This is a genomic window from Gordonia sp. NPDC003950 (assembly GCF_053605205.1).
Map to the genome: position 1 here is coordinate 30,799 of NZ_JBSGIT010000025.1, position 15,162 is coordinate 45,960.

Here is a 15,162-nt window from a genome sequence, read left to right on the forward strand (position 1 = left end):
GAGTCCCGTCATGCCGAAACCCACGTCTGCGTACTTCGCGCGATTGGGCGCGTTGGTGGCCATCGACGACGCCGACAAGCGTCCGACCCGTCCGGTGCTCGAGGCGTTCAGCGGCGTCGAGATGGCCACGATTCCGGTGGGGACGGCCCAGGACCTCGAAACCGCCGTCGCCCGGGCGCGCGTCGCGCAGGAAGGGTGGGCCGCGCGGCCGGCTGCGGACCGCGCCAAGGTGATCGCGAAGTTCTCCGAGCTCGTGCACCGCCACGCCGACTCGCTGATGGACATCGCGCAGGCGGAGTCGGGCAAGGCCCGGATCTACGCGCAGGAAGAGGTCATCGACGTCGCCCTCACCGCGCGGCACTACGCCACCGTCGGGCCCAAGGCGCTGGCCGAGCACAAGGTCAAGGGCCTGATCCCGGGGGCGACCAATGTGCGGGTGCGCTACCAGCCCAAGGGCGTCGTCGGCGTCATCAGTCCCTGGAACTATCCGCTGACGCTCGCGGTGTCCGACGCCGTGGCCGCGCTCATCGCCGGCAACGGCGTCGTCATCAAGCCGGACAGCCAGACCCCGTACTGCTCCCTGGCGCTGGCCGAGTTGCTGTACGAGGCGGGTCTGCCGCAGGAACTCTTCGCCGTCGTTCCCGGCCCGGGCAGCGTCGTCGGGCAGGCCATCGTCGCCACCACCGACTACGTGATGTTCACCGGCTCCTCGACGACCGGCGCGACCCTGGCGGCGCAGGCCGGTCAACGCCTCATCGGGTTCTCCGCCGAACTGGGCGGCAAGAACCCGATGATCGTGACCGCCGGTGCCAACATCGACCGGGCCGTCGAGGGCGCCGCGCGGGCCTGTTTCTCGAACTCGGGACAGCTGTGCATCTCCATCGAGCGGCTCTACGTCGACGCGATCATCGCCGACGAATTCACCGAGAAGTTCGGTGCATACGTGCGCAACATGAAGCTGGACGCGACCTATGACTTCCGTGCCGACATGGGTTCGTTGGCCTCGGCGGCGCAGGTCGACACCACCGAGGCGCATGTCGAGGACGCGGTGTCCAAGGGCGCCACGGTGATTGCCGGTGGCAAACGCCGCGCGGATCTCGGCCCGTTCTTCTATGAGCCGACCGTCCTGACCGGCGTGACCGACGCGATGACCTGCTACGGCAACGAGACCTTCGGTCCGGTGGTGTCGATCTATCCGGTGGATTCCATCGACGAGGCCATCAAACTCGCCAACGACACCGACTACGGCCTCAACGCCAGCGTCTTCGCGGGCAGCAGCGAGGAAGCCCAGCGGATCGCGGAGAAACTGCGCGCCGGCACCGTCAACATCAACGAGGGATACGCCGCGGCGTGGGCGTCGACGGCCGCCCCGATGGGCGGCATGGGCATCTCCGGTGTCGGGCGGCGTCACGGCGAGGAGGGATTGCTCAAGTACACCGAGCCCCAGACGATCGCCGAACAACGTTTCCTCGGCATCGACCGCGCACCGGGAATCCCCAAGGACGTCTATCGTGCGCTGACCCCGATGGCGATGCGCGCACTGAAGTACCTGCCCGGCCGCTGACCCGCGTCAGGGCGCCACCGCCGATTTCCACCGTTTGTACGACGCGCGCCCGAGACGTGAATCGTGTTGGATGCAAGGGTGTTCGGTGAAAGAGCCCGATGGCGCGCTGTCGGAGTGGGTGTGGTGCTGGCGGTTGTCGTCGTCGCCGTGGCGGCGGCGTCGGCGGTACCGACCGGGGCCGTGGCGATACACGCGGGATCGACGAGTGCGGTCGTCGAGCCCCCACCCGTCGAGCAGCAACTGGTCCTCAGTTTCACCGGCGACAACATCCTGGGTACCGACGACAAGTTCTCCACCTCGAACTCGCTGCCGACGCTCTGGGAACAGAGCGGGCGACGCCCCGACTACTTCTTCCAGAACGTCAAACGATTCCTCGACGCCGACGACCTCACCGTCGCCAATTTCGAAGTGGCACTGACCCGTCGGCTGAATCAGCGGTACAAGGGCGAGGGCGAGGTGTACCACTTCCACGGGGAGCCTGCCCTCGCCGCGACGCTGCTGGCTGGCGGGATCGACGTGGTGACCGTCGCCAACAATCACACCTTCGACTACGGCCAGGCCGGCTTCGACGACACCCTCGCGGCGTTGCGGGGCGTCGGCGTCGAGTACTTCGGCACGGGCTACGAGGGTGAGGGATCGACCTACGACATCCGTAATCTGACGACGGTCAAGGGTGTGACGTTCGGCTTCGTCGGCTATCAGGCGTGGACTGACGATCCGGCGATGCGCCGGAAACTGGTGACCGACATCCATCGCCTGCGCGCGGCCGGCGCCGACGTCGTGATCCCGTTCATGCACTGGGGAATCGAGTCCGAACACGTGCCGTACAGCGTGCAGACCGAGTTGGCCCACCTCGCCATCGACAGCGGTGCCGATCTGGTGGTCGGCACCCACCCGCACGTGATCCAGTCGATGGAGATCTACCGCGGCAAGCTCATCGCCTACTCGTTCGGCAATTTCGCCTTCGGCGGCAACAGCAATCCGACGGACAAGCGGACGTTCATCCTCCAGACCCGATTCGACATGTCCGGCAAGGACGTTCGGGGTGTCGACTTCCGGGTGATCCCGACGCGGGTCTCGCGAACGGAGGCGTACAACGACTACGTCCCGACGCCCTATCCGCCGGCGGAGGGCCGGGAGGTGTTGGCCTTCATCAACGAGATCTCGCCGACGCTGCGGGGTCGTGCGGTCAACGCCTTTGTTCCGGTGGCGCCCCGCCCGGTGACGTCGCCGCCGGCATCGCCGTCCGTTGTGGCCGGTCCGGGCTGAGATGCCTTTCCGCAGGTAGCAGCGTGTTATGTGGGTGATGATCTCCCGCAATGCACGCATTCGTTGACGAGAGCACGGTGCGAGGAGTTCCCGATTTGTCCTACCGCCACGGAAGACCGACCCAGGAACCATTGCCCTGGATTTCCGACGCGGTCGTGTGGTGCTACGTCAAAGGTGGTGGCTGGCGCAGAAGAGCAGAGCCAGTCATTCGATCGGTGATCCACGTCGACGGTCCATCAACGTCGTGATGGAGTACTGACCTGATCCGTAGTCCCTTATCCGTAGTCGTGCGGATATCCGTTTCTGTTGCAGGACAAATAGTTTCGGCTACCTACCGAGTGGTCGGCGAGTTTCTTCGCGCCTCGGCCACGCCCTCCACCGTCCGCACTCGGTTCGGGTCGGATTCGAACTCGGCAAATGCAGCTAGTGCGCGGCCCAACCGTTGGCGTTGCCTGCCTGACGCCACTCCCGGTCCCACTGATCGGCGTGGGCGCGCGCCACCCGCCGGCGGACGAGTGCAACCGCGCCGATCATGATGGCGAAGACCAGCGCCCAGCTGAGAATGCCGACCCAGACGGCACCGAGGATCCGCTCCAACGGGCCTGCATGCTGCTGCAGCTGGGAACCATCGGCGGTGGTCCAGATGTCGATCGACGAACCCTCCGCGGTGCCGTGCGGTACCGACGTGATCGCGGTGTGCGTGCCGTCGGCGTTCCGCCAGGAGACCGTGGCGGACGTGTCGATCGCGGTCGGGTCGGCCGCGACCACACTGAGGACCGTCGCCGACGCCGGGATCGCACGATCGGCGCGGGCGGTGACCGAGTCATAGGTGGTGGTGGCCGCCCAGATGCACAGCGGAATCGCCAGTACCGTCACCAGCACGGCCGACCAACCGGCGCGGGCGAGATGTCGATCGCCACGACGCATCAGCGGGTTGGTCGACCACGGATAGAACGCGGCGAATCGCCGGTACGTGGTGTGCGCCGCCATCTGAACCTCGTCACAAAGGGGAACTCTCGTATCCAGAATTGGCCTCTGGGCGCCGCAATGCCAACCACAATGCCGGTTGACCGTGGTTTTTGTGACCAACAGAACACTCCGACGTTCACAGACTTCTCCCAGTTGGTGTCCAGTCTCAGCGGAGCCCGGCGACCCACTCTGGTACTCGACGCAGTGCGTGTGATGCCTATCGGCACGGCGCACGCGAAAAGACCCCGATCCGCTCAGGAGGAGTGATGACCGCAATTCTGGACCGGCCGAGCACGTCGCCGCCGGCCGACGATGCCGCGCCACCGGCGCACCGGCGATCCCGACGTGCCGTGCCCTGGAGCAAGCTCTCCCTGGCCGGACTGTTGACCGCAACCGGATTCCTCTACCTGTGGAATCTCTCGGCCAGCGGCTACGGCAACAGCTTCTACGCCGCCGCGGCATGGGCGGGATCGGAGAGCTGGAAGGCCTGGTTCTTCGGAGCCCTCGATCCGTCGAACTTCATCACCGTCGACAAGCCGCCGGCCTCGCTGTGGGTGACCGGACTGTCGGTGCGGATCTTCGGGATGAACTCGTGGGCGGTACTCGCCCCGCAGGCCATCATGGGCATGTTGGCCGTCGCACTGATGTACGCGACGATGCGTCGCGTCTTCACCGATCCGCGTCACGGCACCGCCGCGGGCCTCATCGCCGGTGCCGTCCTCGCCTTCACACCGGCCGCGGCGCTCATGTTCCGCTTCAACAATCCCGACGCGCTGCTGGTCCTGCTCATGGTCGCCGGCGGATATTGCATGACGCGGGCCATCGCGACGAACTCCGGCCGCTGGCTGGCCCTCGTCGGTGTGGCGCTCGGCTTCGCATTCCTCACCAAGATGTTGCAAGGTCTGCTGGTACTGCCGGCCTTCGGCTTGGCCTACCTGATCTTCGCCAACAACGGATGGATCAAGCGCATCGCCCACCTGCTGGGTGCGGCACTCGCGTTGGTCGTCTCGGCCGGCTGGTTCGTGGTCGTCACGATGATCGTGCCGGCGAGTTCGCGGCCCTACATCGGTGGCTCCACCGACAACTCGTTCATGGATCTGGTCCTCGGCTACAACGGCGTCGGACGCATCAGCGGTGGCCAGGGCAATGGGCCCGGCGGTGGCGGTGGTACGGCCGGCGGTTCGTTCGGCGGCTCCACCGGCCTCGATCGGCTGTTCAGCTCGGAGATGGGCAATGAGATCTCCTGGCTGCTGCCCGTGGCCCTGTTTGTGGTGGCCTTCGGCGTGTACCTGATGATCCGCAGCTTCCCGACCTTCTCCTACCGCAACGGGGTGAATCGGGTCGAGTCCGGCGCCATCGTCACCTGGGGTGGCTGGCTGCTGGTGACCGGCATGGTCTTCAGCTACATGAGCGGCACGATCCACCCGTACTACACGGTGGCCCTCGCCCCGGCGATCGGCGCCCTGGTCGGCATGGGAGCAGTCTTCGCCTGGCGTCGACGTGACCACTGGGACGGCCGCATCGCGATGGCCGCGATGATCGGACTGGCCGCCGCGTGGTCGATCGTCCTGCTCGATCGCAACGACTGGGGTCCGGTGTGGTGCCGCTGGCTGATCGGTGTGGTCGCCGTGGTCGCAGTTGTGGGCGTCATCGCCGGCTCCGTGCTCGGACTCAAGAAGCTCGTTGCGGCGTCACTGATCGCCGGATCACTCGCCGGTTTCGGTGGAACGGCGGCCTTCTCGATCGCCACCGCGGCGACCGCGCACAGCGGCTCGATCCCGACCGCGGTCCAGACCTCCATGGAAGGTGGCGGCATGGGTGGCCCCGGCGGCGGAGGTAACCGCGGAGGCGGCACACCGCCCGGACAGAACCAGGGTTCGACGCAGGGTCAGGGTTCGACGCAGGGCCAGGGTTCGAGCCAGAGCCAGGGTTCGACGCAGAGCCAGGGTCAGGGCTCGACCGCCGGCCAGGGCAGCGGCCAGCAGACCGGACAACGTTCGGGCGGTGGCGGCATGGGTGGCCCCGGCGGCGCGTCGACCAGCGCCGAGTTGGTGAAACTCCTCCAGGCCTCCGACACCAAGTGGGCGGCGGCGACCAACGGTTCGCAGTCGGCAGCGGGTATCGAGATCGCCTCGGGTGAGGCCGTGATGGCCATCGGCGGTTGGAGCGGTGACCCCGCTCCGACGCTCGATGAGTTCAAGCAGATGGTGGCCGACGGCCAGATCGCCTACTACATCGGTGGTTCCGGTGGCGGTCCCGGCGGGAACTCGGAGATCTCCACCTGGGTGTCGGAGCACTTCACCGCGATCACCGTCGGCGGGCAGACGGTCTACAAGCTGATCTGACCCATCCGGCAGACACCGGCACAACAGCCGCGACCATTCCGGTCGCGGCTGTTGTCGTCCCTGGATTGCTCAGCGCATCGAATAGTGGAAGGTGATCGGATACCCGTCGTCGCTGTGGCCGGCGATCTCTATCTCGGCGTGGCCACGCATGTCGGCGAGGCCGCCGGTGCCGAGCCCGTCGACGATGTCGAGACGTTCGTGCACCCCGATGGCATCGTGGGAACCGTCGTGGCGCAGGACCAGTGTTCCGTCGTGCCCGTCGATGGACCCCTCGAAGGCCTGGAGACCGAGCGTCGGGGCCTCGGTGCCCTCGATGTAGGCGATCAGATAGGCGAGCGTGCCGGTCCCGTGAACGTCACCGGAGTAGTCGTAGGACACGTCGGCGCGGGTGAACCCGTGTGCCGGGTAGGCAACGCCACTGATTTCGACGGTGCGGTCGTCGCGGGTGTAGACGGGGGTCTCCGACCAGGCGGTCACCTGGAATGTGCCCGTTGCGGTGTGTGTCGTCGTGGTTGTCATGTTCTCAGGCTGCCGCGTCGCCGCAGCCGGGTCTTGAACAAACACGACATCAAGCCCGACACTGGAGGCGATGAGCGAGAACGCATCCGCCGACGCTGCCGGTGGCACCGATGAGCCGGAGGGACGCGGCCGATCGGCGATCATTACCTCCGTCGGCGCCGCGCCGCTGCAGATCACCCGTCATCGGCCGACGCCGGACCTGGCGCTGTGGCTGGACTATGTCTGGATCGTCCGATGGGCCGTGGACACACCCGTTGTGCAGCAGGTGATTCCGCAACCCGTGGTGCATCTCGCCGCCGAGGGCGGACGACTCAACGTCAACGGGGTGGGGGATCTGCATTTCTCGCGAACCCTCGCCGGTCGCGGACACACCGTCGGAATTGCGTTCCGCCCGGGTGGTTTTCGCGGATTCTCGAACGCCCCGGTGAGTACCCTGACCCGATCGGTGATGCCGCTGGAGACCGTGCTGGGCGTCGACGACCGGCCGATCGCGGCGACACTCCTCGACCCGGAGCGTGATGACACCGATCTCGTCGCCGCCGCATGTGACTGGCTGCAACGGCTCGGGCCGCGTGCGGATCCGGTGATCGGGGAGGTCGGAGCGCTGGTGGACGCCGCCGAACACGATCAGGACCTCACCCGGGCCGAGCACCTGGCCGCGCTCGCCGGCGTCAGCCTGCGGACACTGCAACGGCAATTCGGCGACTACGTGGGAATCGGGCCGAAATGGGTCATCCAGCGATTCCGGATGCTCGACGTCGCGGCGGTCGCCAACGCGGGCGGTGACATCGACTGGGCGGAAACGGCTGTGCGCCTCGGATTCAGTGATCAGGCACATCTCACACGGGCATTCACACGGATCGTCGGGACCTCACCGGCCGCGTACTTGCGAAATCGCTGAACCCGACGATGTACCATCCGAAATCGACACAGTGGGCCGTCGGGTGGACAGTGGAGGTCGGCATGCCGGGAAAGATCACCGAATTCAGCAGGGACGGCTACGTTTTCGATGTCGTCGACTCCGGCCCGATCGCCGACGGTGATGAGACGTCGATACCGGTGATCCTGCTCCACGGATTCCCCGAGCGTGCCGACTGCTGGAGATCGGTGACCCCGCTCCTCAACGCCGCGGGCCTGCGCACCATCGCCCCCGATCAGCGCGGGTACTCACCGCGGGCCCGACCCGCGAAGGTGCGTGACTATCGGATCGCCGAGTTGGTGGCCGACGTGGTGGCCCTCGCGGACGCCGTGGAAGCTCCCAAAGTACATCTGGTGGGCCATGATTGGGGATCGATAGTGGCGTGGGCGGTGGCCCTGCGGTACCCGGACCGGTTGGCGACGCTGACCACGCTCGCCGTCCCGCACCCGGGTGCCTACATGCGCGCGATGCCCCGGGGGCAACTCCTTCGGTCGTGGTACATAGGTGTCTTCCAGATCCCGGGCCTGGTGGAGTGGCTATTGCCCAAGGCGTTGGCAAGTGAAGGCGCAGAAAGGTTCGGGCCCAAGGGACTTGCCGATAGGTTGCGCACCGACATCGTCGACTACGGTGCCCTGCCCGGCGGCCTCAACTGGTATCGGGCGATGCGGTACATGGACCGGGAACTGATGCGTCGCAAGACGACGGTCCCCACCACCTACATCTGGAGCGATGGCGACATCTACCTGTCGCGCGCGGGGGCCCGCGGATGTGCGGCGATGGTCGACGCGCCCTACGACTTCATCGTGCTCGAGGGTGTCGACCACTGGATTCCGGAGCGGCGACCCGACGCGGTGGCCGACGCGGTCCTCGCCCGGATCGCCCACTCCGCCTGACGCTCTGGGGTCCGGCTCAGTGGCGCAGGCGCCGCAGCAGCACCCCGATCACCGAGAGGGCCGCGATGATCGCGGCGGCGATCACCGGCACGCGGATCGGGAACGGGAGTTCGGTGGGGGCGCCTGCGCGCAACTGCGCGAACGTCGCGCGCTGGGCATCGGCCTCGGCGACGGCGTCGACGACCGGTGTCGCGGGCATCGGCGTCTCGGCGACCGGTGTCTCGGCGACTGGCGTCTCGATGATCGGAGGCTCGTCGACTTGCGGTGTCGGCATCACGGTCGGCGGTTCCGGGGGTGACGACGGCGCCGCCGGATTCTGTGCCGCCGCAGGAGATCCGGCGTTCGGTGAGGTCTTCGGCGGAGCCTTCTTGGCCGGTGCGGTCCCGGCGCCCGGGGCCGGTTTCTTGGCGGCGGGGGTCTTCTTGGCGACCGCCTTCTTGGCCGGGGTCTTCTTGGCGGGGGTCTTCTTGGCGACCGCCTTTTTCGCAGGAGCCTTCTTGGCGGCCGGGCTCTTCTTTGCGGGGGTCTTCTTCGCTGCGGCCTTCTCGCCGGCGGGCGTCGCGCCCGAGTTCTCGGGTGCGGGTCGGTCGACGGGGTCCACAGGATCCGATTCCGTCATCGTGAGGTCGCTCCCTTGCGTGTCACCGGGCCTTTCACCCGATCCTAGAGGACACCGGAGCGTTGCCTCACAGCCGCACGCGCGGTTTGGTCAGGCCCGCACACCCAGGCGTGCCAGGATGTCGGCGTCGATGGCGCCGAGCTCATCCTTGATCGCGCGGTGGGCGGTACGGCGCTGTCCGGACGACATGGCCTCCGACGCCTCCACCGCGATCGACAGGTTGTCCAGTCGTCCGCCCATGGTGTCGACGAATGTCTTCGCGTCGTGCGAGGTGTCCTGGGCGGATACCTTCTCCAGCGCGGTCCGGGTCGAGGCGATGCGGGCGGCCAACGGCGCACCATGGCCCGAATATTGCCGCAGCAACTCCGGCGAGACACCGGCACGATCGGCCTGCAGGGAGGTGATCCGGCCGCGTCCGGCCACCGCGGCGCGGTAGACGATCGGCGCGACGATGGGAGCCACCAGCCGCGCAACGGTGAGGTACCGACGAACACTGGCCGGGCTGAGGGGACGTGCGTCGGCGGCCGCCTTGGCCTTGGCGGCGACCGTCTTGGTCTCCGCCTCGGCGACCTTCACCTGGGCTTTCGCCACCTTGCGCTCGGCCTTGGCGGACTTGCGCGCCACCTTCTCGGCCACCTTGGCGTCGGCCTTGCGTTCCTTGTCGCGGAGTTTGCGTTCGGCCTTGCGTCGGGACTTCTCCGCCTTGCGGCGGTCCTTCGACTCGAACTTCGCCTCGAGCTTGGCCTTCTTCTTCAGCGCCTTGGCCTCGGCGCGACGCTGAGATCGGCTCTTTCCGTCGGACGAGAACACACCCATCAGGGACCTTTCGCTGCGGACTGCCGGTGGCCGGTTCACCCGGGTGCCCGCGGAGTGGCCGGGCCGGTGGTGACGTGAACCCGATCAAGCATTGCATAGGCTCGGGAGGAGGCGGTGGACCGGAAGCCAAAAAACACCCACGGCCGCCCGATCACGATGAGGAAAGGTGGTGAGGGGGTGAGGCCGTCCATCCTGCATGCGCGCGACCTCGCCGGCTGTGAGCACCGGCTCGCCTTGGATGTGTCGCATCCGCAACTGGCCGCCGACCGTCCCCGCACCGCCGAGGCCGTGCGACGCACCGAGGCCGCCAACGCCCACCGTGACCGGGTCCGCGATCTCCTGCGCGCCATGCACAGCGATCAACCGCCGGGCACCTTCGTCATCATCGGGCCGGGTCGCACATCCGAACGCGTCGCGGCGACCCTGCGGGCCTGCGCCGACGGGGCGTCGTGGATTTGGAATGCCACCCTGCCCACCGACGTCGACGGCGGCCGGCGCGGTCACTCCGAACTCCTGGCGCGGGTCGGCGACGGATACCTGCCGGTCATCGTCGTCAATCATCGCGTGTCCTATCCGGCGAAGGTGCGCCGAGTCCTCACCCCCGACGCCACCCCGTTTCTCACCAGTCCGTTGTGGGGCTGGCTGCCCACCCACGATCCGTACCGCACCGGGCGTAACCATCGCCGGGATCAGATGCGATTGGCGCACCTCACCCAGATGCTGCTGGATCTGGGACTGGCACCGTCGGGTGACGAGTCGACGTTGCTCGCCGGTTCCATCGGATTGGATGCCGATTGCATCGTCGTCCACCGGACGGGAACGCTGCTGCGTGAGTACCGGGAGGTGTTCACCCGTCGTCAGGCGGTGGCCTCCGGCGACGTGCTGACCGCCGCCCGCCGGGTCTCGGAGTGCCGGAGTTGCCCGTGGTGGCCGCGCTGCGAAACCGAACTCGTGCAGCGTCGAGATGTCAGCCTGGTGGCGTCGGGAAATCAGGCCGACCTGCTCGTCGAGTCGGGTGTGACCACCATCGACCAGCTGGCGCGCCACCGCGGTCCGGCGCCGCAATCGTGGCCGTCGAACATCGCCTTCGACGATGCGGTGTCCACCGCGATCGCCTGGCTCGCCGACATTCCCCTCATCCGTCGCGTCGAGGAGCCGCAGGTGCGCCGCGCCGACGTCGAGGTCGACGTCGACATGGAGAGTTACGGCGAGGACGGCGCGTACCTGTGGGGCACGCTGCTGACCGATCGCGTCGAGAGCGACCGGCCGGTGATCTACCGCGCGTTCGTCACCTGGCAGCCACTGCCGACCAGTGACGAGGCGCGCTCATTCGCCGAGTTCTGGACCTGGCTGATGGCCGAACGTGCCGACGCCCATGCCAAGGGCAAAACGTTTGCCGCTTACTGCTATTCGCAACAGGCCGAGAACCGGTGGCTGCGGTCCACGGTCGATAGGTTCGCCGACGCCGACGGCATTCCGCCCCGGGCCGACGTCGAGGACTTCATCGCCTCGGACGAGTGGGTGGACATCTACGAGGCGGTGGGCGCGAACTTCGTCTGTCCACAAGGCAAGGGACTCAAGCGTATTGCGCCGGTGGCCGGCTTCACCTGGCGTGACGCCGAGGCCGGTGGCGCGGCGTCGATGGACTGGTACAAGCGAGCCGTCGGACTCGACGGTGTCGATGTCGACCTCTCCCAGCGTGATCGGTTGCTGGAGTACAACGAGGACGACGTCCGTGCCACGAAGGTGTTGCGCGAGTGGATGGTTGAGCCGGCTGCCCGGGCATTGCCGTTGCGCGACGACCTGCTGGCGTTTCGGCAGAGCGGATCCGATTCGCGCACAACGGCGCCCGACTCACACGCGCATCGAGCGTAGGGCCTCGAGGAAGGGACCGCTGCCGATCAGTGCGACTGCGCCCAACAGCAGGAGCAGGCCGGGTGCGACGTCGCCGAGGAAATCGCGCACGCCCACCAGCCCCACCGAGGTGCCGGGCGCCGCCTGTGGGACCTGAGGGGTGAGCCCCGACGGCGTGCCTGCAGGTGTTACGGGCTCGCCGGCGGTCGCGGGTGGGGGATCGGCCTGCGGTGCCGGCGGATCGATGCCGGCCGATGGCGCGGCGGTCACCGGGCCGTTCGGTGCCGCCGGGGCAACCCGGGGCACGGCGACCTGGGGGGCTAGGGGTGCGGCGGCCGGACCGGTGGCGGGTGCGCCGGGATTGGCGGCGCTCGGACCGGGGGTGGCCGGTCGTCCGGGTCCCGACCCGAGGTTCGCCGACGGTACCGACGTCGTCGGCAGACTCGGTGCCACGGCACCGGCGCCACCACCCGTGCCATGTCCGCTGCCACTTCCCGCACCGGGCCCACCGGGGGTGAGTGTGATGCCACCGGACGAGTTGGTCGTGGTCGGCTCGCTGGTGGTCGTGGTGGGAGCGCTGGTGGTGGTCGGTGCGCTGGTGGTTTCGGTCGAGGACCCGGTCGACGGTGGACTTGTCGGCCAATGGTGGCCGGGGGTCTGTCCGCTGCCCGGGCCCGAGTGGTCGTGCCAGGGATGTGCCGCGGCCAGGCCGACGCCGGGTCCGAGCGTGAGGGCGACTGTGACGGCGCAGAGCAGTCGTGTCAGCCGCAGTCTTCGTCCCGCCACGAAACCCTCTCCATCCATCGTTTGTTCATCGTCGGTTCATCTGGCAAGGTCGCCGAGGTCTGCCCGATCACGGTGTGGTCACGGCGTGATACACGCCCGATCTCAGGGTTGTGATCAACGACACAGTAATGTCGGCGTTACTGGCAGAGGGCACGCTATGCGTAGGTATGCGATCCTCGGATAATTATTGATGATAGCGGCCGTTGCGCGCGATCCAGTTTGAGGTATTTAATGTTTGCACATGCAAGCTTTAGGTTCGGAGAGTAGATGATGACCACTCGAGGGGATGACATGTCCACAGATCGTGCGACAGGATCCGACCGGCCGGTCGATACCGATCCGGGACTCTTCGCCCGCCGGCTCGAGGAACTGTTCCGTACCGTTCCCGGTCCCAACGGCCGCGCCTACAGCGCCAAGGCCATCGCGGCGCGATCCACCGAACGCGGCTTCCGCCTCGGCGAGTCCTACCTCAGCCAGCTGCGCTCAGGGAAGGCCAAGTCGCCGTCGTTCCGCACGGTGGAGGGCATCGCCGCGGCGTTCGGGGTCGACGTCCACTACTTCCTGGAGGATCGGGCGGCCCAGCGCACGCGCGACGAGATCGATCTGATGCGTCTGCAGGCCGACACCAACGTGCAGCTCGCCGCGTTCCGTCTGGCCGGGCTGTCCAGCGATTCGGTGACCGTCGTCAACGAACTCATCAAGGTGCTGCGCGAACAGCAGGGCCTGCCGAAGGATCCGCCCGACATCGTCGCCGCGGGGCTCACCGAGGACCAGGGTGATGCGCTGCTGCGGGTCGTCGGCGGCAAGGAAACCCAGGACTGACGATCGGCTTCGGTAACCGCCGTCGGCCCACGCACCCGCGCTCATCGGAGGCGGCGGACGGTTCGGTGATGCGCAGTCGCCGGGCCATGTGGTCACTGTGCCGATCGACGCTGCGCGGCCTCGACCTCGACCTCCCGCTGGACGTGGATCAACTCTGTGAACGCCACGGACAGCGGCGGGGACGTCCGATCCGCGTCGTCGCGCATCCGCTGCCGGCCGGCGTCCCCAACGGGATCTGGCTCGCGGCCGAGGACGCCGACTACTTCTTCCATCAGGCGAACACCTCGCGCTGGCATCGCGATCAGATCGTCCTCCACGAGTTCGCCCACCTCATCGCCGGGCATCAGATGCTCAGCGATCTCCCGACGGTCATGCCGGGGCTCAGCGCCGCAGACACCGAGGCGACGCTGCGGCGCACCTGTTACGACGATGTCCGCGAGGCGGAAGCCGAGACCATCGCCTCGATGATCCTCACCTGGGCCGCCGAGGCCGGTGACGGCGTCGGGCGCAGCGCGTCGGACACCGAGGTTCGTGGACTGCAGCGTCTGCTGGGAGGCCACAAGGGATGGCTGTGATGGCCGCGCAGTGGTCGGCGGCGGCCGCGACCGTCAACGTGCTCGCCGTGGTGGCGTTCGTCTCGGCGTTGTGCTGGCGGCTCGATCAGATCCGGCGGTCCGGCGGTGGACTGCAGGCGGTGGCGATGACGATCTCGGTGGCGGCCCTCACCCTCGCATTCGCCGTCTCCAACGCGTCGGCGGCGCGTACCCTCGACGACGTCGCGTTCGCCGGGGCCGCCCGCGTCGCGCTGTACGGACTGCTGGCGATCGGAGTGGCCGGTCTGATCGTCGTGTTCTTCTATCCACGTGATCAGGTGACGCGGGAACGCCGCGCCGGAGTCGAGGCGGTTCCCCTGGTCGCGGCGCTGGTCGGGCTGCAGGTCAGCCTCTACCTGGTGCCGTCGGACATGCGCACCGCCTCGATGAGCGAATGGACCCTGACCAACTGGGGTTACGCGGCGTTCTATCTGATCGCGACCGGATATCTCGCCTACGGGTTCCTGGCCTGCCTGCGCAGCGTCTGGCAGTACCTGGCGCTGGCGGACGGCTATCTGCGGCACGCGTTGTCGATGCTGATCGGCGGTCTGGGCCTGCTCGCCGTTGCCGCGATCACCGAGATCGTCTACGTCCTCGGCAACGCGAGCGGGCTGATACACCTGCAGGGACTGCTGACCGCGAGCCGGGTGACCGCCGTTCTCGGCGTCGTCGGATTCCTCCTCGGCATCAGCTACCCGATGGTGCAGGCCCGATGGCATGAACTCGCCTCCCGCCGACGGCGCCGGAACACCGCGCACCGGCTGCTGCCGCTGTGGACACTGGTCACCGACGCGGTTCCCGAGGTGGTGCTACCGGGCGCGGACGCCTTGTCGCCCACCGCATTGCTGCACCGCCGCGTCGTCGAGATCCGGGATGCGCTGACCCAGCTCAGTCCGTTTCTCCCGCCGGTCTTCGACTATGCCGAGGCCGACGTCGCGGCCCGGATGATCGAGCGGGCCGTCGCCGAACGCCTGGCGCAGGGGCCACGGTCCGGCGCCGTGCGGGAACTGCTGCCCGCCACGTCTGACACCCTCGAAGGCGATGCCGAACCGCTGCTGGCCGTCGCGGATGCGCTCGCTCTCGAGGGCGTCACACGCGTTGTCGGGGAACAGGATTCCCCCGAAACCGGGCCCGACATCCCGGCGCCGTCCCACCTCCGGAGAGAGTAGCGGTACGACGCCGGGTCTGGCCGCC

The 15,162-nt window shown here is 67.7% G+C and carries 14 protein-coding genes; 9 read left to right on the forward strand and 5 right to left on the reverse strand.

Going from position 1 to position 15,162, the window contains the following annotated elements; genetic code table 11:
• Positions 1–10 precede the first annotated feature (10 nt).
• Both ACWETB_RS19595 and ACWETB_RS19600 read left to right on the forward strand, forming a co-directional pair.
• The gene (locus ACWETB_RS19595; RefSeq protein ID WP_348807179.1) at positions 11–1,564 is read left to right on the forward strand and encodes a succinic semialdehyde dehydrogenase; all 1,554 of its coding nucleotides are present in this window, start codon (positions 11–13) and stop codon (positions 1,562–1,564) included.
• Positions 1,565–1,642: 78 nt separating this feature from the next.
• On the forward strand, positions 1,643–2,833 hold the full coding sequence (locus ACWETB_RS19600; protein ID WP_452213041.1) for a CapA family protein: 1,191 nt from the start codon (positions 1,643–1,645) through the stop codon (positions 2,831–2,833).
• A 423-nt stretch (positions 2,834–3,256) separates the two neighbouring features.
• Here ACWETB_RS19600 and ACWETB_RS19605 read toward each other — a convergent pair whose 3' ends face one another.
• Entirely contained in the window at positions 3,257–3,823 is a 567-nt protein-coding gene (locus ACWETB_RS19605; RefSeq protein ID WP_449742543.1) for an Rv1733c family protein, read from the reverse strand.
• A 245-nt stretch (positions 3,824–4,068) separates the two neighbouring features.
• Between ACWETB_RS19605 and ACWETB_RS19610 the strand changes: the two genes are divergently transcribed.
• On the forward strand, positions 4,069–6,147 hold the full coding sequence (locus ACWETB_RS19610) for an ArnT family glycosyltransferase (protein WP_452213044.1): 2,079 nt from the start codon (positions 4,069–4,071) through the stop codon (positions 6,145–6,147).
• Positions 6,148–6,216: 69 nt separating this feature from the next.
• Here the strand turns inward: ACWETB_RS19610 and ACWETB_RS19615 are convergent, their stop codons facing one another.
• On the reverse strand, positions 6,217–6,666 hold the full coding sequence (locus ACWETB_RS19615) for a DUF3224 domain-containing protein (protein ID WP_449742545.1): 450 nt from the start codon (positions 6,664–6,666) through the stop codon (positions 6,217–6,219).
• A gap of 70 nt (positions 6,667–6,736) precedes the next feature.
• Here ACWETB_RS19615 and ACWETB_RS19620 point away from each other — a divergent pair, with 70 nt between their 5' ends.
• On the forward strand, positions 6,737–7,567 hold the full coding sequence (locus ACWETB_RS19620) for a helix-turn-helix domain-containing protein (RefSeq protein ID WP_452213046.1): 831 nt from the start codon (positions 6,737–6,739) through the stop codon (positions 7,565–7,567).
• A 62-nt stretch (positions 7,568–7,629) separates the two neighbouring features.
• Positions 7,630–8,478 carry an alpha/beta fold hydrolase gene (locus tag ACWETB_RS19625; RefSeq protein WP_452213048.1) on the forward strand — a complete coding sequence of 283 codons (849 nt, stop codon included), beginning with the start codon at positions 7,630–7,632 and terminating at the stop codon, positions 8,476–8,478.
• Between the two features lie 16 nt (positions 8,479–8,494).
• Here the strand turns inward: ACWETB_RS19625 and ACWETB_RS19630 are convergent, their stop codons facing one another.
• On the reverse strand, positions 8,495–9,097 hold the full coding sequence (locus ACWETB_RS19630) for a hypothetical protein (RefSeq protein ID WP_452213050.1): 603 nt from the start codon (positions 9,095–9,097) through the stop codon (positions 8,495–8,497).
• A 90-nt stretch (positions 9,098–9,187) separates the two neighbouring features.
• Positions 9,188–9,913, reverse strand: a complete 726-nt coding sequence (locus ACWETB_RS19635; protein ID WP_452213052.1) for a DUF6474 family protein — start codon at positions 9,911–9,913, stop codon at positions 9,188–9,190.
• A 177-nt stretch (positions 9,914–10,090) separates the two neighbouring features.
• On the opposite strand from ACWETB_RS19635, the gene ACWETB_RS19640 reads away from it, so the two are divergent.
• Positions 10,091–11,788, forward strand: a complete 1,698-nt coding sequence (locus tag ACWETB_RS19640) for a TM0106 family RecB-like putative nuclease (RefSeq protein ID WP_452213054.1) — start codon at positions 10,091–10,093, stop codon at positions 11,786–11,788.
• Here ACWETB_RS19640 and ACWETB_RS19645 read toward each other — a convergent pair.
• On the reverse strand, positions 11,768–12,553 hold the full coding sequence (locus ACWETB_RS19645; protein ID WP_452213056.1) for a hypothetical protein: 786 nt from the start codon (positions 12,551–12,553) through the stop codon (positions 11,768–11,770). The genes ACWETB_RS19640 and ACWETB_RS19645 overlap by 21 nt on opposite strands.
• 270 nt (positions 12,554–12,823) lie before the next feature.
• Between ACWETB_RS19645 and ACWETB_RS19650 the strand changes: the two genes are divergently transcribed.
• The 3 genes from ACWETB_RS19650 (at position 12,824) to ACWETB_RS19660 (ending at position 15,137) form a co-directional block, all read left to right on the forward strand.
• Positions 12,824–13,375 (forward strand): XRE family transcriptional regulator, encoded by a 552-nt coding sequence (locus ACWETB_RS19650; RefSeq protein ID WP_452213120.1) that lies wholly within the window; start codon positions 12,824–12,826, stop codon positions 13,373–13,375.
• Positions 13,376–13,443: 68 nt separating this feature from the next.
• Positions 13,444–13,950, forward strand: a complete 507-nt coding sequence (locus ACWETB_RS19655) for a hypothetical protein (protein WP_452213058.1) — start codon at positions 13,444–13,446, stop codon at positions 13,948–13,950.
• Positions 13,941–15,137, forward strand: a complete 1,197-nt coding sequence (locus tag ACWETB_RS19660) for an MAB_1171c family putative transporter (RefSeq protein ID WP_452213060.1) — start codon at positions 13,941–13,943, stop codon at positions 15,135–15,137. Before ACWETB_RS19655 ends, ACWETB_RS19660 begins: the two co-directional genes overlap by 10 nt.
• Positions 15,138–15,162: the final 25 nt, after the last annotated feature.